The organism is Streptomyces sp. NPDC005820, assembly GCF_040630255.1.
Lineage (GTDB): Bacteria > Actinomycetota > Actinomycetes > Streptomycetales > Streptomycetaceae > Streptomyces.
Map to the genome: position 1 here is coordinate 1 of NZ_JBEXXE010000086.1, position 23,109 is coordinate 23,109.

Below are 23,109 nucleotides of genomic sequence, written 5' to 3' on the forward strand. Positions count from 1 at the left end.
GAGCGGCGGGAGCGGGCGAGAATCAGAGCACCGTTCAGCCCCGCAGCACCCCCGCCGATCACCACCGCGTCGACGGTCCCCCCGGCCAGCGCGTCACTCTCGTACGGAGAAGTCGCCACAGCCATGGCCTCCTGCTCTTCCTTGTCGGTCATGGTTCGGTCAGCCCTTCGAGTTCCGGGTGGGTGGAGGGGGGTCAGCTGTTCAGAAAGCCCAGGAAGTGCTCGGCGGCCGTCGTGAGCTGTTGTGCAGAGTCCGGCCCCGGTCTGCTTGGGACGTCCGCGATGTAGAGACCCAGTACGGCGACGAAACTCGCCGTCGAAAGGATCTCGAGGATGAGACCGTGCCTTGTCGGCCTGGAAGGCGTCGCGACGCCGGGCGGCGCGGAGGAGTTCAAAGGCATGGGTTGCCCTCGATCGCGCCAGGCGTGCGCGCAGCCTGTCCAGTGAGCTCAGGACCATTGTGTACTGGACAGTCAGAAACCTAGGCGGTTCTGTACTGAGTTGTCAAGTGCGGCAGGTCGGCCCACGTTCACCGCGATGATGCCCGGAATGTCAAATTTGGGCTTCTCGGTGATCACGGGCTTGGCCAGCAGCGGCAAGGCACCGATCAGGGCGGGGCCGCGAAGGCGACGTTCACGTACATCACCCACCGCCACGATGCCCATTCGGTGAGCATGCCGCCGGGCAGTAGCCCGAACCGTTTGATGGTTTCGGGCCTCGTAGGCGCCAGCGAAGTCCTCGCCGGGACGAACAGCAGAAGAGCCTTCCCCCTGATGGGTGGACACGCTGGATCTGCTTGATCCGGAGGAAGCGAGACACCGCCGATGGCGATGAAGGACTACCCGGACTCGTACAAGGCCGACGCTGTGGCCCTGTACGAGTCCACGCCCGGGGCGACGTACAAGGACATCGCCGCTGACCTGGGCGTCAACAGGGCGACGCTGCGTGAGTGGGTGTTGCGGGACCGTGAACGCCGCGGCATCGCACCGGCCGGCTCGCGGCCCGGACGGGCGTCTGCGGCCACGGCTTCGCGCCCGGCTGTGTCCAGCGATCCGGACGACCGGATTCGACAGTTGGAGGCGCGGTGGCCGAGCTTGAAGCCAGCGAGCGAAAGCTCGCCACCGAGCGGGACATCCTACGCAAGGCGGCCAAGTATTTCGCCGGAGGGATGAACTGGTGAGCCGTTTCCAGTTCGTCCACGACCCCCGGAACACCTACCAGGTGAAGCGGCTGTGCCAGGTCCTGGACGTCAACAGGTCGAGTTACTACAAGTGGCTCGGCGGAGCCGATGCCAGGACCAGGCCCTGGCAGGGGCATCGGGATTGTCGACCTCCCACAGACCCTCCTGCGAACGCCCTGCCGGGCTGGACGACAAACGCCAAGGCGGGCCGCGAACTCAGGTGACGCCTCGGATCCGGGCCTGGGTGATCGCCTTGCCGAGGATGTCCCCGTCGGCGGATTCCTCGACCGGACCGCCACGGACCGCCCGTACTGCTCCGGCAAGTACAAGAAGCACGGCTGAACGTGCAGGTGATCAACTATCCGTTCGGACGTCTGCTGTGGGCCTCACCAGCCCTGCCCGGCGCGGTGTACGACATCAAGGCCGCCCGCACCCACGGCATCATCGACGCCCTCGCTGGTGCAGGACACTACTAGTGGCGGATCCGCCACCGTCCACAGGACACCCGCGTCCACCACCTGGTACCGGCGAGCCAGCGTCGGAACCCGACCGGTACCGGTACGACCCGGCAGACCCGACCCCAGCGGCCGGAGGGATCAGCATCAGCCACGGCGGTCGCGTCGAGGACGGCGCCCTGGAGGCCCGGCCCGACGTCCTGACCTACACCACCGACGTGCTCGAGGAGGACATCGAGGTCGTCGGCGAAGTGAGCGCCGAGGTCTGGTTCCGATCGAGCCTCGCCCACGCCGACGTGTTCGTGCGACTCTGCGACGTCGACGCCACGGGCCGATCGTTCAACCTCTGCGGCGGCCTGGTCGCTCTCACCGGCGCGGACCAGTTGTCGCGGGCCACAGTGACGATGTGGCCAACGGCGCACCGGTTCAAGCGCGGTCATCGCATCCGGGTGCAGGTCTCCAGCGGCGCCATCCCGCGCTTCGCCCGCAACACCGGCACCGACGAACCCATCGCCGCTGCCACAACGCTCCGGGCCGCGGACCAGGAGGTCCACCACGGCCCGGAGCACCCCTCGGCGGTCATCCTGTCGGTCCGCTCGCCGGGTTGACCACCCACACAGGCCAGGCGGCCCTGGGCGTCGGTGACCAGCCGATGACCTCACCGGGCCCAGGGCCGCCGGGGGCGACGATGCAACCGTGATGCGTTTCGTATGTACGGGCCGGTCTGTGCAGGGGTCCGGCCACGTTCCTTAGAGGAGTTGTTTCGTAGGGCGAACCGGCTCGATTCCGCGTGTCGCGGCAGAAGTCGTCTCCATTCAGTGGCGTTGGGGTGCCGCGAGTTGCGGCCGCTCCCGATCGGCCGTCCGGGAGCGGAAACGCGTGCCGTTGGGGCGGGCGTGCCGGCTCAGCGGCTCACTCGCCGCTGCGAACGAGCGCGCCGGTCACCCGGTGGCAGCCGCCGCCCGGAGGGGAGCTCCGGGCGGCGGCTGTCGGCCGTACCACCGCGTCTCGTCCGGCAGCGCCCTCCGACCGGCGGGCAGGTGAGGCACAGGGCTCCAGGCGACGCGCCGGCGCATGTGTGACGCTCGATTGCAGTCATGGCCCTTCGATGCTTTATCGAACCGGTTCGAGGAACCTAGCGTCGGGGAAACCGGCCAGCAACACCCCGGACACAAATCTTTTCGGCCACGCACCGACCGGCAGCCCGGGCAGGGGTCAGGTGTTATCGCCCGGCGCATATGGCACCTGGCCTGCTGGTAAGTACCTGCGAACCCAGTCCGGTCAGACCTCACGCCCCCACACTGCGACGTTTCCGGGCCGTTACGAGAAATTTGATGTGAGGCGTTGACACTCGACCGGGATGCTCCTACCTTCACTTCACGCGAACCGGTTCGACGATGATTCCCGGCCAGCCTTATTCCCCTGGAATCATCGAGCCGGTTCGAACGATCTCGGTAAGGAGCCTCCGTGAACATCGGTGAGATCGCCCAGCGGGCCGGTGTCTCGCGGAGCACCGTGTCGTACGCCCTGAGCGGGAAGCGTCCTGTGTCCGAGGAGACGCGGCAGAAGATCCAGCGGGTCATCGACGAGCTGGGCTACCAGCCCAATGCGAGTGCGAGGGCCCTGGCCAACGGCCGGACCAACACCATCGGTCTGGTCTTCCCGCCGGCCGGCAACCACTACACCGGCATGCAGCTCGACTTCATCGGGAGCGTCACCGAGGCCGCCGCGGCCTACGACTACGACGTCCTGCTCTCTCCGAGCGGTGCGGACAGCGACCGCTCGTTCCAGCGACTGCTGGGCGAGCGACGGGTCGACGGCGCGATCTTGATGGAGATCAGGCTGGAGGACGACCGGATCGACCATCTCACCGCGGTGGGTTTCCCCTCGGTCGCCATCGGCCGTACCGCCCACCCGGAGGGCAGCTGGTGGGTGGGGCTGGATCACACGGCACTGGCGGCGGCCTGTGTGCACCACCTCGCAGATCTGGGCCACCGCCGGATCGCCTTCGTCAACCGGCCCGAGCAGCTCCTGCGGGCAGGTTACGAGTCGGCCCAGCGGGGTCTGGAGGGGTTCACCAAGGCCGCGGCGGAGCGCGGGCTGACCGTCCGGACGTACTGCTGCGGGGACGACGCCGCCTCGGGCCTGGCCTGTCTTGAGCGGATCCTGCACGACGACCCGGCCACCACGGCCCTGGTCACGCTGAACGAGGCCGCGCTCGGCGGCCTGTACTGGGGGCTGGCCCAGGCCGGCCGCCATGTGCCACGCGACTTCTCCGTCACCGGAGTGGTGGCCGGCAGGTGGGCGGAGACGGTGACCCCGCAGCTCACCGCCGCGGACGTGCCGGCGGAACAGATGGGCCGCCTCGCCGTCGACCTGCTCGTTCAGCAGCTCGACCACCCCGGCACGCCGACCCGGCATCACCTGCTCGCGCCGCCGATCTCGTTGCGTGCGAGCACCGCCCCGGCCGGCATCAGGCCCACCGACCCCGCTCCGGAATTCGGCACGCGCACGAACTTCTGACCGTTACCCGCCCCTCCCCTTCACCCCCGCACCCGATACAGGCCGCCGAGCAGCTCACCGCCCGGGTTCGGCGAGCCCGGCAACCCCCCAATCACACTCCTGCGGCACACCTGTGCCGATTCCAGGGCACACCCGTGCCAAGAGCCATGAGGAACACGCAATGAACCGATCTGCCAGACGGCGTCTCACCGCCGCAGTCCTGACCGTCGTCGCCGTCACCGCCGGCGCCACCGCCTGCTCCTCCGATTCGAGCGGGACCTCGACGAAGGCCGCGGACGGCGGTACGTACACGATCTGGGACCCGTACCCGCAGTTCGACAAGAGCTCGCAGTGGGCGAAGCTGCTGGATACCTGCGGCAAGAGCGCCGGGGTGAAGATCAAGCGGACGGCGTTCGACACCAGTGACCTGACGAACAAGGCGCTGCTGGCGGCGCAGCAGGGCAACTCCGCGGACGTCCTCATAGTCGACAACCCCGTGGTGTCGACCCTGGCGGAGGCCGGGGTGCTCACGTCGACCGACGAGAACAAGATCGACACCTCGAAGGTGGACGCCAACCTGCTCGCGGCCGGCCAGGCGGGCGGCAAGACGTACGGCACGCCGATCGGCGCCAACACCCTCGCCCTCTACTACAACAAGAAGGTTCTCAAGGCTGCGGGTGTGGACATCGCGTCGGTGAAGGACTGGGACTCGCTGACCGCGGCGCTGGAGAAGGTCAAGAAGTCGGGGAAGAAGGGCATCACGTTCTCGGCGATCGGGACCGAGGAGGGCAGCTTCCAGTTCCTGCCGTGGTTCTGGGGATCGGGCGCGCAGCTCACCGATGTCGGTTCGTCCGAGGCGGTGTCCGCGCTGTCGCTGTGGAAGGGCTGGCTGGACAAGGGCTACGCCCCCAACTCGGTGATCAACAACACCCAGACGACCAGCTGGCAGGAGTTCGCGAGCGGCGACTACGCGTTCGCCGAGAACGGCACCTGGCAGCTCGCCGCCGCCGACAAGGGCGGCCTCGACTACGGCGTCCTGCCCATTCCGGGCGCCGCCGGAGGCAGCGCCTCGGCCCCGACCGGCGGCGAGTTCGTCACCGTCCCCGTGCAGGACGACACCGGCCGGTACGCCACCTCGCAGAAGCTGGTGTCCTGCCTGACCAGCGACGAAAACCTCAAGTTCACCGACGGCACGCTGTCGTACGTGGCCCCCACTGGCTCCGTTCAGGCCAGGCAGGTGAACTCCAACGCAGAACTGAAGCCGTGGGTCGACGCTGTCAAGGCGGCCAAGGGGCGCACCAGTGACGACCTGGGCACCAAGTACCCCAAGATCTCCGAGCAGTTGTGGAAGGCGGTCCAGTCCGCGCTGAGCGGGTCGGCGTCGCCGAAGGACGCACTCACGGCCGCCCAGTCCGCAGCCAAGTAACCAGTGCCAGAGGCCCGTTGATGAACCGCACGACACAACCGCCGGATGCACTGCGGGTCCGTGGGGGGAATGGGGCGGCCACCGCCGCCCCATTCCCGGCCCGCGCCACGACCCGGCGCCGCTCCCGCTCCCAGCAGTGGGCCGCCTGGGCCTTCCTCGCCCCGGTCGCCCTCTACCTCGCTCTCTTCTACGCCTATCCGCTCTACCGCAACCTCGACCTGAGCCTGCGCAACTACACGGTGCGCTCCTTCGTCCAGGGCGACGCTCCGTTCACCGGCCTGGACAACTACCGAAGGGTCTTCGATGACCCGACCTTCGCTCCCGCCCTGCTCCACACCGTGGTGTTCACCGCCGTCTGCCTGGTCTTCCAGTACGCCATCGGGCTGGCGCTGGCGGTCTTCTTCAACCAGAACTTCCGGCTCTCCGCCACCCTGCGGGCCCTGTTCCTGGTGCCGTGGCTGCTGCCGCTGATCGTGTCGGCGTCCACCTGGTCGTGGATGCTCAACAGCGACTCCGGCATCGTCAACGCCACCCTGCATGCGATCGGTATCGGCCCGGTGAACTGGCTGACCTCACCGTCCTGGTCACTGGCCTCAGTGATCATCGCCAACATCTGGATCGGCGTCCCCTTCAACCTCGTCGTCCTCTACAGCGGCCTGCAGTCCATCCCCACGAGCCTTTATGAGGCAGCCGCCCTCGACGGGGCAGGCCCCTGGCGACGCTTCTGGAGCATCACCTTCCCGCTGCTGCGCCCGGTCTCCGCGATCACCCTGCTGCTGGGCCTCGTCTACACCCTCAAGGTATTCGACATCATCTGGATCATGACCAAGGGCGGCCCCGCCGACTCCTCCACCACCTTCGCCACCTGGTCCTACCAGCTCGGCTTCGGCAACCTGCTGCCCGCCTTCGGCCCCGGCGCGGCCGTCGGCAACCTGCTCGTCGTCGCCGCCCTCGTCTTCGGACTGATCTACCTGAAGGTCCAGCGAAAGCAGGCCCTGTCGTGACCACCACCACCGTCAACACCCCACAGCGCAGCAACCACACATGGGTCAAGACGACCGTCGGCGTCCTGCTCACCGCGGTCATGCTCTTCCCGGTCTACTGGATGCTCAACGTGTCCTTCACCCGCGACCAGGACATGCGCAAGTCCCCGCCCGATCTGTTCCCCGTCCACGGCACGCTGGAGGGCTACCAGGCCGTTTTCGACCAGCAGTTGCCCTACCTCGGCACCAGCCTGGTCATCGGCCTGGGCACCGTCGCCCTGACCGTGGCGTTGGCCGCACCCGCCGGCTACGCGCTGGCGAAACTCCGCCCGCGCGGCGGGGGCGTGCTCAGCTTCCTCCTCCTGGTCGCCCAGATGGTCCCCGGCATCATCATGGCGATGGGCTTCTACGCCATCTACCTCCAACTCGGCCTGCTCCAGTCGGTGCCCGGCCTGATCGTCGCCGACTCCACCCTGGCCGTCCCCTTCGCCGTGCTCATCTTCACCGCGTTCATGTCCGGCATCCCCGGCGAGCTGATCCAGGCGGCGCAGATGGACGGAGCGAGGGCGCTGCGCACGTTCTGGTCGATCGTCCTGCCGATGAGCCGCAACGCGATCGTCACCGTGTCGCTGTTCGCGTTCCTGTGGTCCTGGTCCGACTTCGTCTTCGCCAGCACCCTCGCGGGCGGCGGCGCCCATGAGCCGATCACCCTCGGCATCTACCACTACATCGGCAACAACAACCAGCAGTGGAACGCCATCATGGCCACCGCCGTCGTGGCCTCCCTGCCCGCCACCGTGATCCTGGTCCTCGCCCAGCGCTACGTCGCCGCCGGCGTGACCGCCGGCGCCGTCAAGGACTGACCGTCGCTCGCATGGACCGCGCTCCCCACGAGCCGACGTACGAGCACCGTCACACGCCCGGCAGACCGCCGACCGCCCCAGCTCAAGAAACGAGTACCGCCGTCATGACCGCCGCCCCGTCCGGCCCGGCCTTCACCGTTCAGGACATCCCCTTCAGCACGCACGGTTCCTGGTTCGGTATCTCTCCGGTGCTCGCGGAGAACACGCGTGCTGAGGACCTCCATCTCGTCTCGCACCAGAACGGCATGCACGCCGTCGTACGGTTCGTCCCACTGGACCCGGCAACGGGCCAGCGGGCGGAAACGGGAGTAGTGGCGACACCGGGACTGCTCAGCTGGACCGGCGAGGGCGGACGGATCGACGTCGCCTACGAGTCGCCGGACACCGTACGCGTGAACGGCGCAGGGCTGGGTCTGCGCGTCGCCGCGGCGGCGAAAGCCCTGACACCCTTCAGCGGGACCTACTTCTACCGTGACCCGGTGGACGGCGCGTATCTGTTCACCTCCTACGAGACCGGGCGTCGCTACCGGATCACCGTGCTGTCCGGCACGGTCGCCGAGGTGTCAGGTTCCGAGGCCCTGGGCGCCGGGGACCGCGGACTCACCATCGCCGCCGCCGCCGACGGATCGTGGGAGATTGCGGTCGAGGAACTCGACAGTGCGCGCCGGCCCTACCGCCCGGCGGCAACGTTCGGCGAGGTCGTGGAGGCCGCGCGGCGATCGTTCGCCGAGTTCGCCGACTCGGTCGCCCCCTGGCGCTCGGCCGACACCCCGGCAGCCGAACTCGCCGCGTACGTGGTGTGGTCGGCGACCGTGCGCCCGGCCGGCCAGGTCACCCGGCCCGGTGTGCTGATGTCCAAGCACTGGATGGACAAGGTGTGGAGCTGGGACCACTGCTTCAACGCCCTCGCCCTGGCGCCCGGTTGCCCCGAACTGGCCTGGGACCAGTTCCAGCTGCCCTTCGACCACCAGGACGAGAGCGGGGCACTGCCCGACTCGGTCACCCACTCGGAAGTCCTCTACAACTTCGTCAAACCGCCCATCCATGGCTGGACCCTGGGTCACCTGCGCACCCGGCTCGCCGAACCTCTCGACCCGGCCCAACTGGCGGAGACGTACGGCAGGTTGACCCGCTGGACGGACTTCTGGCTCACCGCTCGGCGCGCACCCGGCGCCGCCCTGCCTCACTACCAGCACGGCAACGACAGCGGCTGGGACAACGCCACCACCTTCGATCCCGGACGCGTCACCGTCGCCGCCGACCTCGCCGCCTTCCTCATCCTCCAGCTGCGTGAACTGGCGGCCCTGGCCGCCGAACTGGACCAGCCGGACGACGCCCGCCGCTGGACGCAAACGGCTGACGCGACCCAGGCCGCGATGCTCGACCAGCTCTGGACCGGCGAGCGGTTCGTCGCCCGTGGCGTGGACAGTCAAGACACGTGGATCAGCTCCAGCCTGCTGGACCTGATGCCTATCGTGCTGGGCGAGCATCTGCCGGACGGCGTCGGCGCAGTGCTGGCCGACCGTATCGAGGCCCATCTGACCCCGTACGGCCTGGCCACCGAACAGCCCACCTCCCCGCACTACCTCGCCGACGGCTACTGGCGCGGCCCGATCTGGGCCCCCGCCACCGTCCTCATCGAGGACGGCCTGCGCCGCGCCGGCCACCAGCGCCTCGCGGACGAGATCAGCGCCCGCTTCCGCGCCCTGTGCGAAGCGCACGGATTCGCTGAGAACTTCGACGCCCTCACCGGAACGGGTCTGCGTGACCGCGCCTACACCTGGACCGCCGCCAGCTACCTCCTCCTCGCCCGCGACCACCACCACCGCCGGCACGCGGACCAGGGGGCCGACGGCGCCGTCACCACCGTCGCCTGACCCGCGAGGCGCTCCACAAGGCGACAACCACCCACACGTCCGGCACGGGGGCCGGCGCAGCAACAACCAGCCGCATCAGCCGCATCCCTGAAGGGACGTATGCACATGCCACGAATCGGGCAAAGACGCTCGACCGCGAGCCGGCTCCTCCACGGCCTCACCAAGTCGGTGCTCTCGCTGACCGTCATAGTCGGCGCCACCACCATGCTGGCGACGCCGGCCTCTGCCGCCGACCCCACCCTCACCGTCGACCTCGGCACCAGCACCGGCGCCTTCCGCGGCGGCGCGTCCGGGGCGTTGTACGGGCTGTACGGACCGGACGTACCGACGAACAACCTCATCGAGGGAATGGGGCTGAAGACCACCAACACCAAGTACCAGGACGGTCAGCAGCACCCCGGCTCGGACGCCCTGGAGATCGCCAAGCCCTTCACCGACAGCGGCGGCGGGGACGTCTTCATCTACATGACGGACGTCTACCGGGCCAACTACGAGCGCGCGAGCTACGCGGCCTACCAGGCGACCATGAAAACCCAGGTCGAGCAGGCGATGGCCAGCCCCTACGCGAGCCACATCGTCTTCGTCCCCTACAACGAGCCCGACCTGAACTGGTTCAGCGGCATGCGCACCAACGCCACCGCACTGGCCAACTTCAACGCCGAATGGCGCCAGACCTACACCTTCATCAAGGGCATCTGGCCCGCGGCACGGCTGGCGGGACCCAACACCTCCAGCTACACCTCCTCCTCCCTCAGTGGCTTCCTCACCTACTGCAAGGCCAACAACTGCCTGCCCGACGTCATGACCTGGCACACTCTGGGCAGCCCGGCGGATGTCCGCAGCACCGTCGACTCCTACCGCGCGGCGGAGACCGCCGCCGGCATCACCTCCCCGATCACCGTCAACCTCAATGAGTACGCCCACCGCTACCACCTGACCGACCCCGGTCAGATGGTCCAGTGGATCGCGGCGATCGAGGACGAGAAGATCGACGGCAACCTGCCGTACTGGAACATCAACGGCAACCTCGGCGACTCCGCCGCCGCCCAGAACACGCCCAACGCCCAGTGGTGGCTGTACAACTGGTACAGCTCGATGAGCGGCAACACCGTCAAGGTCACCAGCACGGGCGCCAACGCGGCGTACACCCTCCAGGGTCTGGCGAGCGTGGACACGGCCAAGAAGCAGGCGCGTGTCATCCTCGCCGGGGGCGGCACGAGCGGTGACTCCAGCACGGTCATCAAGAACATCGACCCCGCGGTCTTCGGCAGCACCGTGCACGTCAGCGTGTTCCAGGACCGCTACAGCGGCTACATCGGCGCGGCGGCCACCCCGACCCGGCTCTCCGACGCCGACGTCGCCGTGGGCTCCGACGGTTCGATCACCCTTCCCATCACCCTTGACCGCATGTCCGCCTACGAGGTGATCGTCTCCCCGGGCGGCACCGGGAGCGGCACCGCCTCGGACAACACCTGGACGGGCACGTACGAGGCCGAGAACGCCACCCTCAGCGGCAGCGGTTACAACATCAACACCGAGGGCACCACCGGCAACGTCGGCGGGTTCGCCACCTCCGGCACCAAGGACGTGGGAGGGCTGCGTACCGGCTCGACCACGGTGATCTCCTTCCCCGTCAACGTTCCCACCACCGGCGACTACGACCTGTCGGTGTTCGGCAACAGCTACGCCAAGGACGCCGACGTCAAGGGCCCGACAAACGTGTACATGCGGGTCGACGGCGGCGCCTCGACCAGGATGGACATCCCGGTGGGCTTCCAATGGGTGGTGTGGGGACACAGCGACACCACCGTGCATCTCACCGCGGGCAGCCACGCCATCACCCTGGCCACCACCGGCGACAACGGCGGGGCGACCGACGGTGACGCGATCATCGACAAGATCGACCTGCGGTACAAGGACGCCTCCGTCCAGGGCACCACGCTCTACGAGGCCGAGCAGGCCAACCTCTCCGACAGCGGCACCGCCTCCTACACCTCCCAGGGCCAGTCCGGCGCCGGCGCGGTGAACCTCACCTCCGGCAAGTCAGCGACCTTCTGGGTCTACTCGGCGCGCGACGGCTACGCCGACCTGACGGCCCGCTACCGCAACACCGGCCAGGCCGGCCTCACCGTCAACGGCCGGACCACGAACGACCAGACCCTCTCCGGCGCGACGACCGGAGCCTGGTCCACCTCCACCAACCGCGTGTACCTCAACGGTGGCATCAACAAGGTCAAGGTCACCGGCAGCAGCGGCACCCTGGCCCTGGACGACCTGGCCGTCACCCCGTTCAGCGCCACCGACGCCGTCACCACCGGAAACGTCGTCACCTACCAGGCCGAGAACGGCACCCGCACCGGCACCGCGGCCACCGACACCACCTACACGCAGGCCAACGGCGGCGTCGTCACGGGCATCGGCAACGGAACCGCCAACTCCCTCACCCTCAACGTCAACGCGCCCACGGCCGGCACCTACGCCATGACCATGCGCTACGCCAACAACGAGGAACTGCCCTCCAACCACTACAACCCGGACCTGTACGCGGAGCACGCTGACGTCAGCGTCAACGGCGGCAGCGCCACGCGCGTCAACTTTGCCAGCACCCTGCACTGGAACCAGTTCGAGGACTACACCGTCCCCGTGACCCTCGCCAAGGGCGCCAACAGCGTCAAGTTCACCGCCTCACAGCTGTACAACTACGACGGCACGACCATCGGCCTGGTCTACTCCGGCGGCGGCAGCGACATCGGACAGCCCATGCGCTCCAGCTCCGCACCCCACCTCGACCAGGTCTCCTTCGCACCCGCGAGCCTGCACATCGGCGCCCCGGCCGGCTTCTCCTCCACGGCCGTCGCCCAGCACAGCTCGCTCTGCCTCGAAGACCCCGGCCAGTCCACCGCCAACGGCACCCAGTACCAGCAGAACACCTGTGGAAGCGGCCAGGAGCAGGTCTTCGACTTCCACCCCGTCGCCGGTACGACCGACACGTACACCGTCGTCAACCACTCCAGCGGCAAGTGCCTGGACGTCTCGGCCTTCTCCACGGCGGACGGGGCAGCCGTCCAGCAGTGGACCTGCCTCAACGGCACCAACCAGCAGTTCACCCTGCGAGCGGTGACCGCGCTCGGCAACAGCCACGACTACCAGCTCGTCGCCATACACAGCGGCAAGTGCGTCGACGTCAGCACCATCTCCACCGCACCCGGCGCCCTCGTCCACCAGTGGACCTGCGACACCGGAAGCACCCTGACCACCAAGAAGAACCAGATCTGGCGTCTCAGCGGCAAGGACTGAGCAGCCCCGCCATCGCGAACACCACATGATCGGGCATCGGCCCGCCGGCCCAGTCCGGCGGGCCGATGCCCTTCGCCGGCGCCACGGTCTGTGCCATCGCTGTCCGAGCGTGCCGGGTCGCAGTGAGCGGCTCGCCACTGCTCCCAGACCACTCGACCGTCGCCGTCTTCTCCCACGGGCAGCATCGGGGCAGCCCAGCGACCGAGGGCAAACGAGATCCCGACGTGCAGCCCCGTCAGCAACGGGTCGGCTTCGTCGGCCGTAAAGACGGAATCATCGGCGCGACGCACCTCCATGACGTGCGTCATCACGTACACGTCGGTCTTGTGGAGTTCCTGCCAGACCTGCTGGTGGTCAGGACGAACATCGAGCGCGATCTTCCATCCATTGGCTTCGAGCAACCATCGGTCCGACCATTGATGCTTGCCGCGCGGCGTCTCCTCTACCAGTCCCAACGGTCCATGCCAGTTGTGCAGGTTGAACCAATGAACGAGGATTCGGCTCAAGGGAGCATCGGAGTTCTCGATGGCCGCGGTGATCCGCTTGCCCACCGGTTCCCGCTGGACACAGAACGTCTGGGACACGGTCATAGCGATCTCCAGGCCGTGCTGCCCGACCCGTTCCGGGTCGGCCGCCTGGATGGACGGCAGCGTGGTGCTGCTGTCCCGCACTCTGATCTGGACGGCGCCCTCGACGATCTCCAGGTCCAGCAGGCACGGGCCGGGCGCGTGTTTCCGTGCGTTGGTGGCCAGCTCGCTGACGACCAGTTGCACCATGCCCATCGCCCGCTCCCACACCGGCAGCCCGTGCACGGCCTGCACCGTGGTGAGGAAGTCGCGGGCCATGGCACGGGCGCCGCGATCTCCGTGCTGCCCTCGAACGCGGCACCGGCCCTGATCAGACGGTCGGCAAGCCGGTCTGGCCCTCATTCTGGGCAGCAGCATCCATGGAACCGCCTCGCGTCCGAAGCGCCGAGCAGTGCCCAGCCCGCATATCCCCGGAACACCACAACACGCGCCAACACACGAGGTCACGGCGGCGCGTGAACCTGCGGGCCGTGTCTCCGCGGCGTCGAAGCGGGCCGACCGCGTCAGACGCCTGTGCAGCGAGGCCGGCCGCCCGGTTCTCAGGTGTGGCGCGGGCGGGGCAGCAGGGCGAACGCGGTCTCCGCGATCGAGGTCAGGCGGTCGGGGCTGTGGCCGTATGCGCCTACGACATCGCTGCCGCGGATGACGGTCAGCAGAAGGTATGCGAGGTCGTCGGGGTCCGCGTCGGGGTCTATGTCGCCGTTGCGCTGGGCCGCTCGCACGCACTCGGCCACCGCCGTCCTGACCACGGAGAAGCAGTCGTGGGCCAGGCGTTTCACCTCGGGGTCGGAGGCGCCGATCTCCAGGGCCATCTTGGCGGCGAAGCAGGCCGCCGCCGTCCGGTCATCGGCGGGGGGTACGTCGGCGGCGAGTGGCACCCCGTGGACGGCGCGGAGCAGGTACGCGTGCAGTCGTTCCAGGGCGCCCTCGTCCGGTCCGGCGAGCATCTTCGGCGGACCCTGCGCCAGCCGGGCGAAGTACCCGGACATCGTCTGCAGCAGCACGCCGTGCTTGCCGTCGAACGCGCCGTAGAGGCTGCCGCGGCCCAGGCCGGTGGCGGCGCTGATGTCGTCGACGCTCGTGCCGTTGTAGCCCGAGGCGCGGAACTGCCTCTCGGCGGCATGCAGGACGTGGTCGCGGTCGAAGCTTCGTGGTCTGGCCATGCAGAGAAGGTAAGGCCGACTCACCCTTCTTGACAACCCAGTACAGAACCGCCTAGGTTTCTGACTGTCCAGTAAACAACCGTCCTGAGCTTGCCGGACGGGCTGGGTCCGGACTTGCAGGACCGGTGCGGACCGTGTCGGCCTCAGCGCGGGCGACCCCGCGCAGCGCACGCCGAAGTCATGGCCACAACCGAAGGAACGACCATGCAGACAGTTTCCCCAGTGGCCCTCGTGACGGGCGCCTCCTCCGGGATCGGCCGGGCGGCGGCTCTTGCTCTGGTGGGTGCCGGCTTCGCGGTGGTCGGCACGAGCCGCAGCGCGGCGAAGGCCGAGCCGCTCGCCGGGGTGACGTTCCTCGATCTCGACGTGGCCGACGACAAGTCGGTCCGCGCCCTGGTCGGGGAGGTGGTCGATCGGTTCGGCCGGATCGACGTCCTGGTCAACAACGCAGGCGTGGGCGCGGTCGGCGCCGGCGAGGAGAGCTCGATCAGCCAGGCCATGGAGGTCTTCGACATCAACGTCTTCGGCGTGATGCGGATGACCAACGCGGTGTTGCCCCTCATGCGGGCCCGGGGCGGTGGCCGTGTGGTCAACGTCTCCTCGGTACTCGGTCTGATCCCGGCCCCTTTCATGGCCGTCTACGCCGCCACCAAGCATGCGGTCGAGGGCTACTCCGAGTCCGTCGACCACGAGCTTCGCGAGCACGGCGTCCGGGTGCTGCTGGTCGAGCCGGCCTACACGAGCACGAGTTTCGAGGCGAGCAGCATGGCACCCGACTCGCCCCTGCCGGTCTACGCCGCACAGCGGAACGTCTCCCGAGACGTGCTGGCCACGGCCATGCGCAACGCCGACCGCCCGGACGTTGTCGCGAAGGTGATCGTCGCGGCCGCCACCGATTCCAGGCCCAAGCTCCGCTACCCCGCCGGTCCGATGGCCCAACGCGTCAGCCTCCTGCGCCGGATCGTGCCCTTGCGCGCCTTCGACAGAGAGATCCGCCAGCTCAACCGACTGGCTGGCTGACCCCGCAGTACACCCGGCGCCTGGGGAGACGCACATGGAGTTCGAACACGTCACCTTCGACCTGCCACACGGCACCTTTCACGCGCTGCAGGGTGGTGATCCCGATGGTCGACCGACGCTCGTCCTGCACGGCTTCCCGGACCATCCGCCGACCGCGAAGCCCTTCCTCGCCGAGCTCGGCCGCCGCGGACGTCATGTCGTCGCACCCTGGCTTCGCGGTCACGCGCCGTCCCCGACCGCGGGGCCGTTCGACTTCGCATCCCTCACCAGCGACGTGCTCGCGCTGATCGACCGCTGGTCTCCCGGGCGAGCCGTGGAGTTGGTCGGCCACGACTGGGGCGCCCTGCTCACCTACGACGCCTGCGTCACCGCGCCCGAGCGGATCGAACGCGCGGTCACGCTCGCCCCCCCCACTCACGTTCCTGAGCCGGCCGCGCCCTGCTCAGCTACGCCGGAGCTGGTATATGGGGCTCTTTCAACTGCCGCGAAGCGGCTGGATGGCCACCGCCCGCGATCTCGCCTTCATCGACCGCCTCAAAGGACCGAAGCCGACCCGGAACCCGAACGCGCCCAAGCGGGCCGCACGTAGTCCCCGGCCGACACCGACGAAAGGACGGACATGGACGCGCTGATCGCCACTTTCCTCCTGCTGGGCACCATGCTGGGCGCCGTCGCCCAACTGCCGGTCCACGTCAGCCTGATCGGCGGCGCGGTCATCGGCGTCTGGCTGACCCTCTTCCTGGTGCGCGAGCACCTCAACGGACGCTGAACGGAGTTGACCCCATGCCACTGACAGCAAGCCGGCCGTCGCCCGCCCAGACGTGCAGGCTCTCGAAGGAGCCGACCCCGCACGAGCCGATCGGGAAAGCTCTTTTCGGGAATGCTTCGAACGGCGATGCCTCGAACGGAACCAGGAACGTAGGCGTCAGGGATACCGACGGCATGGCCGTGGCGTCCTTCATGTTCGGCCTCACGGGACTGCTGGTGGGGAACCTCGTGCTGGGCCCCACCGCCGTCGTGCTCTCGACGCTCGCGCTGGGACGCGGTACGCGGCGACCGTGCCGCGCCTGGTTCGGCATGTTCCTCGGTTTCGCCGACATCGCTGTCTTCGCGTCCCTGCTCGCGGTCAACGACTCCATCACCTGGCACCTGTAGGCGCGCCCCGCAGCCGCGCCCCGTGGCCCGCCGGATCGCCGGCGGGCCACACGGGAGCGACCTTCGGGCTCGGGGCGGACCGGCAGGCCGAGGTCGACCGGCTGCTGGCCCTCGGGGCGCGGCACGCGGACACCGCATCTGCGCCTTCGCATCACGGCCGGCGTGTCCCTTGGCCCGCGCGTCATCAGCTCCGCCGCCACCAGGAGCTGCTCGGCCTCCGGCCCGAGCGGCTCGCTTTCCGTCTCCATCTCGATCTCGAAGACGACGCCGTTGACCTCGTTCAGCACGTCCTCCAGGCTCGCGCTGTCACACCGGTCCGGGTCCGTCACCGCCTTCGTGGCCTCCTGCACCCAGTTCGTCAGGTGCATCAGCAGCACACACCTGTACCCCCTTGGCCTCCACCGAGTCCAGTGCCTGCCTCTTGCGCCTGCACTGCGCCCATCCCGCTCCCCTTACTGCCTGCGGCCGGCATCCTGGTGACGCCGGCTCCATGCCGCCCAACGCCCCACGGTGCTCCCGGGATACGCATATGTGCCGCGGAAGGCGATGCCGGGAGCGGACGGCGGCCAACGGCCGACGTGAGACCGGGAGCCGCATCCTTCGACCGGCGAGAAACACACATAGAGCGACGGTGGGTGTGTGACCCGGTCGGGTCCGGACCTGGCCGAGTGTGCGAGGAGGAGCATGTCGTCCTCGTCTACCGGTCGGGCCTGGGCCGCCCTGCGCGGTCTTTACTCGGACGTGTCTATGCCATGGCGGACCTCGACGATCGGCAACCGTAGTACGGCGGGGGCGTGCTCGGGTACGACGGGACGCCGGGGGCTGACGGGGCGCAGGCGGTGATAGGCCGAGCCCGGGCGTGGCCGCTGGTCGGCTTCGCCCTTGTTGGGCCACAGCGCCATCGCCCGTTCGGCCTGGGCGGTGATGGTCAGTGACGGGTTGACGCCGAGGTTGGCCGAGATCGTCGAGCCGTCGACCACGTGCAGGCCGGGGTGGCCGTAGAGGCGGTGGTAGGGGTCGATGACGCCGGTCTCGGGCGAGTCGCCGATGGTGCAGCCCCCGATGAAGTGTGCGGTCGCCGGGGTGTTGGAGATGTCGCCGACCATGCCGGTGGCCATGCCGCCGATCTTCTCGGCCGCACGGCGGGCGACCTCGTTGCCCACGGGGATCCAGGTCGGGTTGGGTGCGCCGTGGCCCTGGGAGGTGACCAGCTTGTGGCGCCCGAACCGGGTGCTCTTGCCGGAGAGGGTGAGGGAGTTGTCGAGTGTCTGCATGACCAGCAGCATGATCGTCTTCTCTGACCAGTGGCGTACCCACAGTGAGCCCAGGTGCCGCGGGTTGCGCGCGAGTTCCTGGAGCCAGGTGACCCACCGTGGATGCGGCTTGTCGCCGTCGGTCAGGGCGGTCATCATCAGGCCGACGGTGTTGCTGCCCTTGCCGTAGCGGAACGGCTCGATGTGGGTGTGCTCGTCGGGGTGGATCGAGGAGGTGATCGCCACCCCGCGGCTGTAGTCGACGTCATTGCGCTTGGCCGTGGCGCCCAGGATCGCTTCGGAATTGGTGCGGGTCAGCATGCCCAGTCGGCGGGAGATCTGCGGCAGTACGCCTGTGTCGCGCATACGGTGCAGGAGCTTCTGCGTGTTGTAGGTGCCCGCGGAGAAGATCACTTGTTCGGCGGTGAAGGTGCGCAGGTTCCCGCGGCGCCGCGGCGAGCGGCCGCTGCGTACGGTGTCCACCGCGTATCCTCCGCCGGCCAGCGGACGCACCGCGCGCACAGTGGTCAGTGGGTGGACCTCGGCACCATGGTGTTCCGCGAGGTACAGGTAGTTCTTGTCCAGGGTGTTCTTGGCGTTGTGCGCGCAGCCGGTGTAGCACGACCCGCAGCCGATGCAGGTGTTCCGGCTCGGACCGCTGCCGCCGAAGAACGGGTCCGCGACCTCGGTACCCGGTGCGGTGCCGGGACCGCCGAAGAACACCCCTACCGGGGCGGGGTGGAAGGTCTCCTCGACCCCCATGTCCTCGGCGACTTCTTTGAGGACCCTGTCGGCCTCGGTGACCAGCGGGTTGGTGGTCACGCCAAGCATGCGCTCGGCCTGGTCGTAGTACGGCGCCAGCTCACTCTGCCAGTCGGTGATGTGCGCCCACTGAGGATCCCCGTAGAACGTGGCCGGCGCCTCGTAGAGGGTGTTGCCGTAGATCAGGGAGCCCCCACCCACGCCGGAGGCCGCCACGAGAAACACGTCCTTGAGCCAGTACATGCGCTGCAGCCCGTAGAGGCCCAGCCGGGGCGCCCACACGGAATTGCGTGCGTCCCAGGAGGTTTTGGGTATGTCGGCGGCTTCGAAGCGCTTTCCGGCCTCCAGCACCCCGACCCGGTAGCCCTTCTCGGTCAGCCGCAGCGCGGACACCGAGCCGCCGAAGCCGGAGCCGATGACCAGAACGTCGTAGTCGTACGTCATGTCGTTCCCTTCATTCCTGCGCGCTTGATCGCGAGCGAGATGGTCTGGGACGCGGCCCACCGCGAAGGACATTCCCTTGGGCGGTGCGAAATTCATGAGCCGCGCATGGGCGACGGTTTGGGCCTCCGTGTACGTGAGCAGGCCGTCGGCACCGTGCCGGCGGCGCAGGCCCGAGTCGCCCATGCCGTCCACGCTGGCTCCGGTGGCGGCCCAGGCCTCGTTCACGTTCACGGTGCCGGAGTACAGGCGGGGTCTACTCCGCCAGTTGGGAGTACAGCCCGGCCAGGTCGCCGGCCGGAGTCGCCTTGGCCTGCCGTGAGACGTCGTCGGGGAGTGCGCGGTCACGCCACCGAGTTCAGCAAGTCCGCCAGGATGTCGGGCCGTTCCAGAGCGATGAAGTGACCGGCCTTCGGCACCTGTGCGAAGTCGGCGGCGGGCAGCAGCTGCTTGTTGGCCTGCCGGTCCGAGGGCCGGGACCAGTCCTTCTCGCCGTAGACGAGGTGGATGGGGGCCTTGACCTCGGTGTAGCGCGAGCGGGCCGCGATGAGGCTGGGCAGGGCCTGGTACACCGCCCGGGCGACAGTCGGGTAGCCGCGACGCCGGCCCACATGGAGGAGCTCGTCCAGGTAGTCCGGCCGCAGCGCGCTCTTGTCGCCGAGGCCGCCCTTCAGGATCGTGCGCATGGCGGGCTTCGGTTCCACTCCGGCGATCACCGGGCCCACCCCGGGGGCGAGGACACCGCTGACCACGAATCGGGCGAGGAGGCTGGAGCGGGCGATTCCGTCGCGGAAGTCGTAGGTGTTCACCGCGACGACGCGGCGTACCCGCTCCGGGAGATCGGCCGCGGTGGTCAGGGCGAGCACAGCCCCCATGGACTCCCCGACCAGTGTGGCGTCGTGGAGGTCGAGTTCGGTCAGGAGCCGCTTGACGCCCGCACGCATCGCCGGCTCGTCGTACGACGCGCCGGGCACGATCTCGGAGTAGCCCATCCCCGGCAGGTCGAGGGCGTAGACGGTGTAGTGGTCCGAGACCAGTGGGATGAGGTGGCGGTAGTGCTCGGCCTGCGTGCGCACGGTGTGCAGCAGGACCAGGGGCGCGCCTCTGCCGGCCTTGAGGTAGCGCAGCGTTCCCTCGCGGCTGCTTCGCCCTGTGCGTGGGGCGATGGTGTGGCTGGTGGTCCCGGGGATGGTGATCGTGGGACGTGAATCCTGACTGGGCATCTCGCCGACTCCTGGTGTGTGAACCGCTGGGGGGCGGGGGTATGGTCCGGCGGGTCTACAGACCGACCGGTTTCCAAGGTCCGCACCGGTCCTGTAAGCCCGGACCAAGCCCGGTCCGGGCTGCTCAGGACGGTTACGTACTGAACAGTCAGAAACCTAGGTGGTTCTGTACTGAGTTGTCAAGTGCGGCGGGTCGGCTTTACCTTTCTCCGTGGTCGCGACGCCGGTGGCCGAATGTGTGCGAGCGGCGCGGCAGGGGAACACGCGGCACTCCGTTGTCGTCGGCCACGATCACGTCACAGCGTCGGACGGTGGTGTCGGCGACCGCGGCGGGAGCGTTCACGGGGCCTGGGCCGGCCTTCACGGCGCCCTGCGCCGAGGCCCTTCGTGAACAGGCAGGGAAGCTCGTTGCCGTCAGCTCGGACGGACCATGTGGTCCTGTACGGTCATGGAGCCCATCGCCTTGGTCCGACGTCGAACGCAGGTGTGATGTCCAGGGGCAGGTCGGGGGTGAACCTCGCAGACCTGTGGCCGGCGCGGCTCGGGCTGGAACCCCTGGGCGGGGGCGGGCGGCCGGGGGTGCGGTGGTGGCCGTGGACCTGGGCGATCCTGCGCGTCAGCAGAGTTGGTCGCCTGTGCCTGGTTATGGTCCCGGTTGTACAGGGGTGTTCGCCACGTGGGTGAGCAGCGTCGACGCCCAGCGGGAGTCCGTACTGCTGCCCGCATCCGTGGGGACGGCACCCAGTTCTACGAGGGCACCGAGGCGGAGCACGAGCACGAATTCAGGTGACCGCCCGGCGGCGCGTGAACCTGCGGGCTGTGTCTCCGCGGCGTCGAAGCGGGCCGACCGCGTCAGACGCCTGTGCAGCGAGGCCGGCCGCCCGGTTCTCAGGTGTGGCGCGGGCGGGGCAGCAGGGCGAACGCGCTCTCCGCGATCGAGGTCAGGCGGTCGGGGCTGTGGCCGTATGCGCCTACGACATCGCTGCCGCGGATGACGGTCAGCAGAAGGTATGCGAGGTCGTCGGGGTCCGCGTCGGGGTCTATGTCGCCGTTGCGCTGCGCCGCTCGCACACACTCGGCCACCGCCGTCCTGACCACGGAGAAGCAGTCGTTGGCCAGGCGTTTCACCTCGGGGTCGGAGGCGCCGATCTCCAGGGCCATCTTGGCGGCGAAGCAGGCCGCCGCCGCCCGGTCGGAGGCGGGGGGCACGTCGGCGGCGAGTGGCACCCCGTGGACAGCGCGCAGCAGGTACGCGTGCAGTCGTTCCAGGGCGCCCTCGTCCGGTCCGTCGAGCATGTTCCGCGGACCCTGCGCCAGCCGGGCGAAGTACCCGGACATCGTCTGCAGCAGCACGCCGTGCTTGCCGTCGAACGCGCCGTAGAGGCTGCCGCGGCCCAGGCCGGTGGCGGCGCTGATGTCGTCGACGCTCGTGCCGTTGTAGCCCGAGGCGCGGAACTGCCGCTCGGCGGCATGCAGGACGTGGTCGCGGTCAAAGCTTCGTGGTCTCGCCATGCACCGAAGGTAAGGCCGACCCGCCGCGTTTGACAACCCAGTACAGAACCACCTAGGTTTCCGACTGTCCAGTCCATAACGGTACTGAGCTCACCGGACAGGCTGCATGCATGCAACGTCCCAAGCGAACCGGAGCCGGACTCTCCACTCGGTGGACAGTCGCCGTCGTGACCGCTCACCGGCACTGACCCCGGCTTCACATAGCCGTACTTGCTACTTGGTTCGGGCTTGCCGGACCGCGACGCCGCGAAGGCGGCTTGGAGGTTGAACTCATGACACAGGTGACCCAGCGACCGCCCTTTGGCGAGGACTCCCCGGCCAGGAGCTCCCAGGCGACCGGCCGCGTCCGTCAGCGGACGGTTCAGGCAGGCGGACTGGAGGTTCCGATCCTTGAGGCCGGCAGCGGGCCGCTCGTTGTGTGCCTCCACGGGTTTCCCGACCATGCCGCCGGCTGGACAGGGATGCTCGACCGCCTTGCGCAGGAAGGGTACTGGGCGGTCGCGCCCGCACAGCGCGGATACTGGCCCGGCGGCGCGGCTCCCGACGGCTCCTACAACATCGCCTCGACCGGCCAGGACGTCCTGACCCTGATCGAGGCGCTCGGGCGCGAGCAGGCGGATCTCATCGGCCACGACTTCGGCGCCGCGGCGGCGTACGCGGCAACGAGCCTCGACGCGAGCCGTGTCCGCAAGCTGGTCACCATGGCGGGTCCCCCTGCCCGTCAGCTGATGACCGCATTGGTCACCGACGGTGATCAGCAGCGATACAGCTGGTACATGTTCTTCTTCCAGAGCGCCATGGCGGAGGCGGCCGTCGAGCTCGACGACTTCGCCTTCATCGACCGGCTCTGGCGGGACTGGTCACCCGGCTACGAGCTGCCGGACGCGGAGCGTGCCGCGCTCAAGGAAACCCTGGCTGCTCCAGGAGTCCTGACCGAGGTCCTGGGCTACTACCGCCAGCTGTTCACGCCCCCCGCGGACGAGGCGACCCAAGCCCTGCAAGCCCGGGCCTTCGGCGCCATCACCGTCCCGTCTCTCTACCTCCACGGAGCCGACGACAACTGCCTTTCCGTGAAGTTGAGCGACGGCATGGACGACCTGTTCACGAACGGCTTCGAACGCATCGTCATACCCGGCGCGGGGCACTTCCTGCACCTCGAACAGCCCAAGACGGTCGCCGACCACATCGTCGGCTTCCTGAACAGCTGACCCCCCGCGCACCACCCGGAACTCGAAAGGGCTGACCAAACCATGACGGACAAGGAAAGGCAGGAGGCCACGGAGGCCATGGCTGTGGCGACTCCTGCGTACGCGAGCGACGCGCTGGCCGGGGGGACCGTCGACGCGGTGGTGATCGGCGGGGGTGCTGCGGGGCTGAACGGTGCTCTGATTCTCGCCCGCTCCCGCCGCTC

General features: G+C 68.7%; 18 protein-coding genes and 4 pseudogenes. 14 read left to right on the forward strand and 8 right to left on the reverse strand.

Features of this window, described 5'->3' with window-relative positions; all coding sequences use genetic code 11:
* Nucleotides 1-125, reverse strand: a pseudogene (locus ABZ464_RS50260) (NAD(P)/FAD-dependent oxidoreductase); the annotation flags it as partial.
* Nucleotides 126-472: 347 nt separating this feature from the next.
* The gene (locus tag ABZ464_RS50265) at nt 473-664 is read right to left on the reverse strand and encodes a hypothetical protein (RefSeq protein WP_359289390.1); all 192 of its coding nucleotides are present in this window, start codon (nt 662-664) and stop codon (nt 473-475) included.
* Between the two features lie 165 nt (nt 665-829).
* Here ABZ464_RS50265 and ABZ464_RS50270 point away from each other — a divergent pair.
* The 9 genes and pseudogenes from ABZ464_RS50270 to ABZ464_RS50310 all read left to right on the forward strand — a co-directional run.
* Nucleotides 830-1,018: pseudogene (locus ABZ464_RS50270) on the forward strand (transposase); the annotation flags it as partial.
* A 446-nt stretch (nt 1,019-1,464) separates the two neighbouring features.
* Nucleotides 1,465-1,643 (forward strand): annotated as a pseudogene (locus tag ABZ464_RS50275) (IS5/IS1182 family transposase); the annotation flags it as partial.
* An 11-nt stretch (nt 1,644-1,654) separates the two neighbouring features.
* Complete coding sequence (locus ABZ464_RS50280) at nt 1,655-2,242, forward strand: CocE/NonD family hydrolase (protein WP_359289392.1); 588 nt, start codon at nt 1,655-1,657, stop codon at nt 2,240-2,242.
* Between the two features lie 859 nt (nt 2,243-3,101).
* The gene (locus tag ABZ464_RS50285) at nt 3,102-4,157 is read left to right on the forward strand and encodes a LacI family DNA-binding transcriptional regulator (protein ID WP_359289394.1); all 1,056 of its coding nucleotides are present in this window, start codon (nt 3,102-3,104) and stop codon (nt 4,155-4,157) included.
* A 160-nt stretch (nt 4,158-4,317) separates the two neighbouring features.
* Nucleotides 4,318-5,562 (forward strand): extracellular solute-binding protein, encoded by a 1,245-nt coding sequence (locus tag ABZ464_RS50290; RefSeq protein ID WP_359289396.1) that lies wholly within the window; start codon nt 4,318-4,320, stop codon nt 5,560-5,562.
* A gap of 20 nt (nt 5,563-5,582) precedes the next feature.
* Nucleotides 5,583-6,566, forward strand: a complete 984-nt coding sequence (locus tag ABZ464_RS50295) for a sugar ABC transporter permease (protein WP_359289398.1) — start codon at nt 5,583-5,585, stop codon at nt 6,564-6,566.
* 80 nt (nt 6,567-6,646) lie between these two features.
* Complete coding sequence (locus ABZ464_RS50300) at nt 6,647-7,408, forward strand: carbohydrate ABC transporter permease (RefSeq protein WP_359289417.1); 762 nt, start codon at nt 6,647-6,649, stop codon at nt 7,406-7,408.
* Nucleotides 7,409-7,512: 104 nt separating this feature from the next.
* Nucleotides 7,513-9,285, forward strand: a complete 1,773-nt coding sequence (locus ABZ464_RS50305; protein WP_359289420.1) for a trehalase family glycosidase — start codon at nt 7,513-7,515, stop codon at nt 9,283-9,285.
* 105 nt (nt 9,286-9,390) lie between these two features.
* The gene (locus ABZ464_RS50310; RefSeq protein ID WP_359289400.1) at nt 9,391-12,582 is read left to right on the forward strand and encodes an RICIN domain-containing protein; all 3,192 of its coding nucleotides are present in this window, start codon (nt 9,391-9,393) and stop codon (nt 12,580-12,582) included.
* Nucleotides 12,583-13,708: 1,126 nt separating this feature from the next.
* On the opposite strand, the gene ABZ464_RS50315 is transcribed toward ABZ464_RS50310, so the two are convergent.
* Nucleotides 13,709-14,332 (reverse strand): TetR/AcrR family transcriptional regulator, encoded by a 624-nt coding sequence (locus ABZ464_RS50315; protein WP_359289402.1) that lies wholly within the window; start codon nt 14,330-14,332, stop codon nt 13,709-13,711.
* Between the two features lie 204 nt (nt 14,333-14,536).
* Here ABZ464_RS50315 and ABZ464_RS50320 point away from each other — a divergent pair, with 204 nt between their 5' ends.
* The 3 genes from ABZ464_RS50320 to ABZ464_RS50330 are packed head-to-tail and all read left to right on the forward strand — an operon-like array spanning nt 14,537 to nt 16,121.
* Nucleotides 14,537-15,352: an oxidoreductase gene (locus ABZ464_RS50320; protein WP_359289404.1), complete on the forward strand. Its 816-nt coding sequence runs from the start codon at nt 14,537-14,539 to the stop codon at nt 15,350-15,352.
* Nucleotides 15,353-15,386: 34 nt separating this feature from the next.
* Nucleotides 15,387-15,941 (forward strand): alpha/beta fold hydrolase, encoded by a 555-nt coding sequence (locus ABZ464_RS50325; RefSeq protein WP_359289406.1) that lies wholly within the window; start codon nt 15,387-15,389, stop codon nt 15,939-15,941.
* A gap of 30 nt (nt 15,942-15,971) precedes the next feature.
* Nucleotides 15,972-16,121 carry a hypothetical protein gene (locus ABZ464_RS50330; protein ID WP_359289408.1) on the forward strand — a complete coding sequence of 50 codons (150 nt, stop codon included), beginning with the start codon at nt 15,972-15,974 and terminating at the stop codon, nt 16,119-16,121.
* Here ABZ464_RS50330 and ABZ464_RS50335 read toward each other — a convergent pair.
* From ABZ464_RS50335 to ABZ464_RS50355, 5 genes are all read right to left on the reverse strand, one after another.
* Nucleotides 16,108-16,884 (reverse strand): hypothetical protein, encoded by a 777-nt coding sequence (locus ABZ464_RS50335; protein WP_359289410.1) that lies wholly within the window; start codon nt 16,882-16,884, stop codon nt 16,108-16,110. The genes ABZ464_RS50330 and ABZ464_RS50335 overlap by 14 nt on opposite strands.
* 354 nt (nt 16,885-17,238) lie before the next feature.
* Nucleotides 17,239-18,966, reverse strand: a complete 1,728-nt coding sequence (locus tag ABZ464_RS50340; RefSeq protein WP_359289422.1) for a GMC family oxidoreductase — start codon at nt 18,964-18,966, stop codon at nt 17,239-17,241.
* Nucleotides 18,967-19,307: 341 nt separating this feature from the next.
* Nucleotides 19,308-20,186: an alpha/beta hydrolase gene (locus ABZ464_RS50345; RefSeq protein WP_359289412.1), complete on the reverse strand. Its 879-nt coding sequence runs from the start codon at nt 20,184-20,186 to the stop codon at nt 19,308-19,310.
* A gap of 199 nt (nt 20,187-20,385) precedes the next feature.
* Nucleotides 20,386-20,709, reverse strand: coding sequence for a hypothetical protein (locus tag ABZ464_RS50350; protein WP_359289425.1), 324 nt, complete (start codon nt 20,707-20,709; stop codon nt 20,386-20,388).
* A 365-nt stretch (nt 20,710-21,074) separates the two neighbouring features.
* A complete protein-coding gene (locus tag ABZ464_RS50355) occupies nt 21,075-21,698 on the reverse strand; it encodes a TetR/AcrR family transcriptional regulator (protein ID WP_359289414.1) in 624 nt (207 codons plus the stop codon).
* A gap of 272 nt (nt 21,699-21,970) precedes the next feature.
* Here ABZ464_RS50355 and ABZ464_RS50360 point away from each other — a divergent pair, with 272 nt between their 5' ends.
* Together ABZ464_RS50360 and ABZ464_RS50365 are read left to right on the forward strand one after the other, a co-directional pair.
* Nucleotides 21,971-22,906 carry an alpha/beta hydrolase gene (locus tag ABZ464_RS50360; RefSeq protein ID WP_359289416.1) on the forward strand — a complete coding sequence of 312 codons (936 nt, stop codon included), beginning with the start codon at nt 21,971-21,973 and terminating at the stop codon, nt 22,904-22,906.
* 78 nt (nt 22,907-22,984) lie between these two features.
* Nucleotides 22,985-23,109: pseudogene (locus ABZ464_RS50365) on the forward strand (NAD(P)/FAD-dependent oxidoreductase); the annotation flags it as partial.

Excerpts from the sequence above, each read along its gene's own strand:
- ABZ464_RS50265 (WP_359289390.1), bottom strand. The coding sequence starts at position 664 with ATGGGCATCGTGGCGGTGGGTGATGTACGTGAACGTCGCCTTCGCGGC.
- ABZ464_RS50290 (WP_359289396.1), top strand. The coding sequence starts at position 4,318 with ATGAACCGATCTGCCAGACGGCGTCTCACCGCCGCAGTCCTGACCGTC.
- ABZ464_RS50295 (WP_359289398.1), top strand. The coding sequence starts at position 5,583 with ATGAACCGCACGACACAACCGCCGGATGCACTGCGGGTCCGTGGGGGG.
- ABZ464_RS50300 (WP_359289417.1), top strand. The coding sequence starts at position 6,647 with ATGCTCTTCCCGGTCTACTGGATGCTCAACGTGTCCTTCACCCGCGAC.
- ABZ464_RS50305 (WP_359289420.1), top strand. The coding sequence starts at position 7,513 with ATGACCGCCGCCCCGTCCGGCCCGGCCTTCACCGTTCAGGACATCCCC.
- ABZ464_RS50310 (WP_359289400.1), top strand. The coding sequence starts at position 9,391 with ATGCCACGAATCGGGCAAAGACGCTCGACCGCGAGCCGGCTCCTCCAC.
- ABZ464_RS50315 (WP_359289402.1), bottom strand. The coding sequence starts at position 14,332 with ATGGCCAGACCACGAAGCTTCGACCGCGACCACGTCCTGCATGCCGCC.
- ABZ464_RS50320 (WP_359289404.1), top strand. The coding sequence starts at position 14,537 with ATGCAGACAGTTTCCCCAGTGGCCCTCGTGACGGGCGCCTCCTCCGGG.
- ABZ464_RS50325 (WP_359289406.1), top strand. The coding sequence starts at position 15,387 with ATGGAGTTCGAACACGTCACCTTCGACCTGCCACACGGCACCTTTCAC.
- ABZ464_RS50330 (WP_359289408.1), top strand. The coding sequence starts at position 15,972 with ATGGACGCGCTGATCGCCACTTTCCTCCTGCTGGGCACCATGCTGGGC.
- ABZ464_RS50340 (WP_359289422.1), bottom strand. The coding sequence starts at position 18,966 with ATGACGTACGACTACGACGTTCTGGTCATCGGCTCCGGCTTCGGCGGC.
- ABZ464_RS50345 (WP_359289412.1), bottom strand. The coding sequence starts at position 20,186 with ATGCCCAGTCAGGATTCACGTCCCACGATCACCATCCCCGGGACCACC.
- ABZ464_RS50355 (WP_359289414.1), bottom strand. The coding sequence starts at position 21,698 with ATGGCGAGACCACGAAGCTTTGACCGCGACCACGTCCTGCATGCCGCC.
- ABZ464_RS50360 (WP_359289416.1), top strand. The coding sequence starts at position 21,971 with ATGACACAGGTGACCCAGCGACCGCCCTTTGGCGAGGACTCCCCGGCC.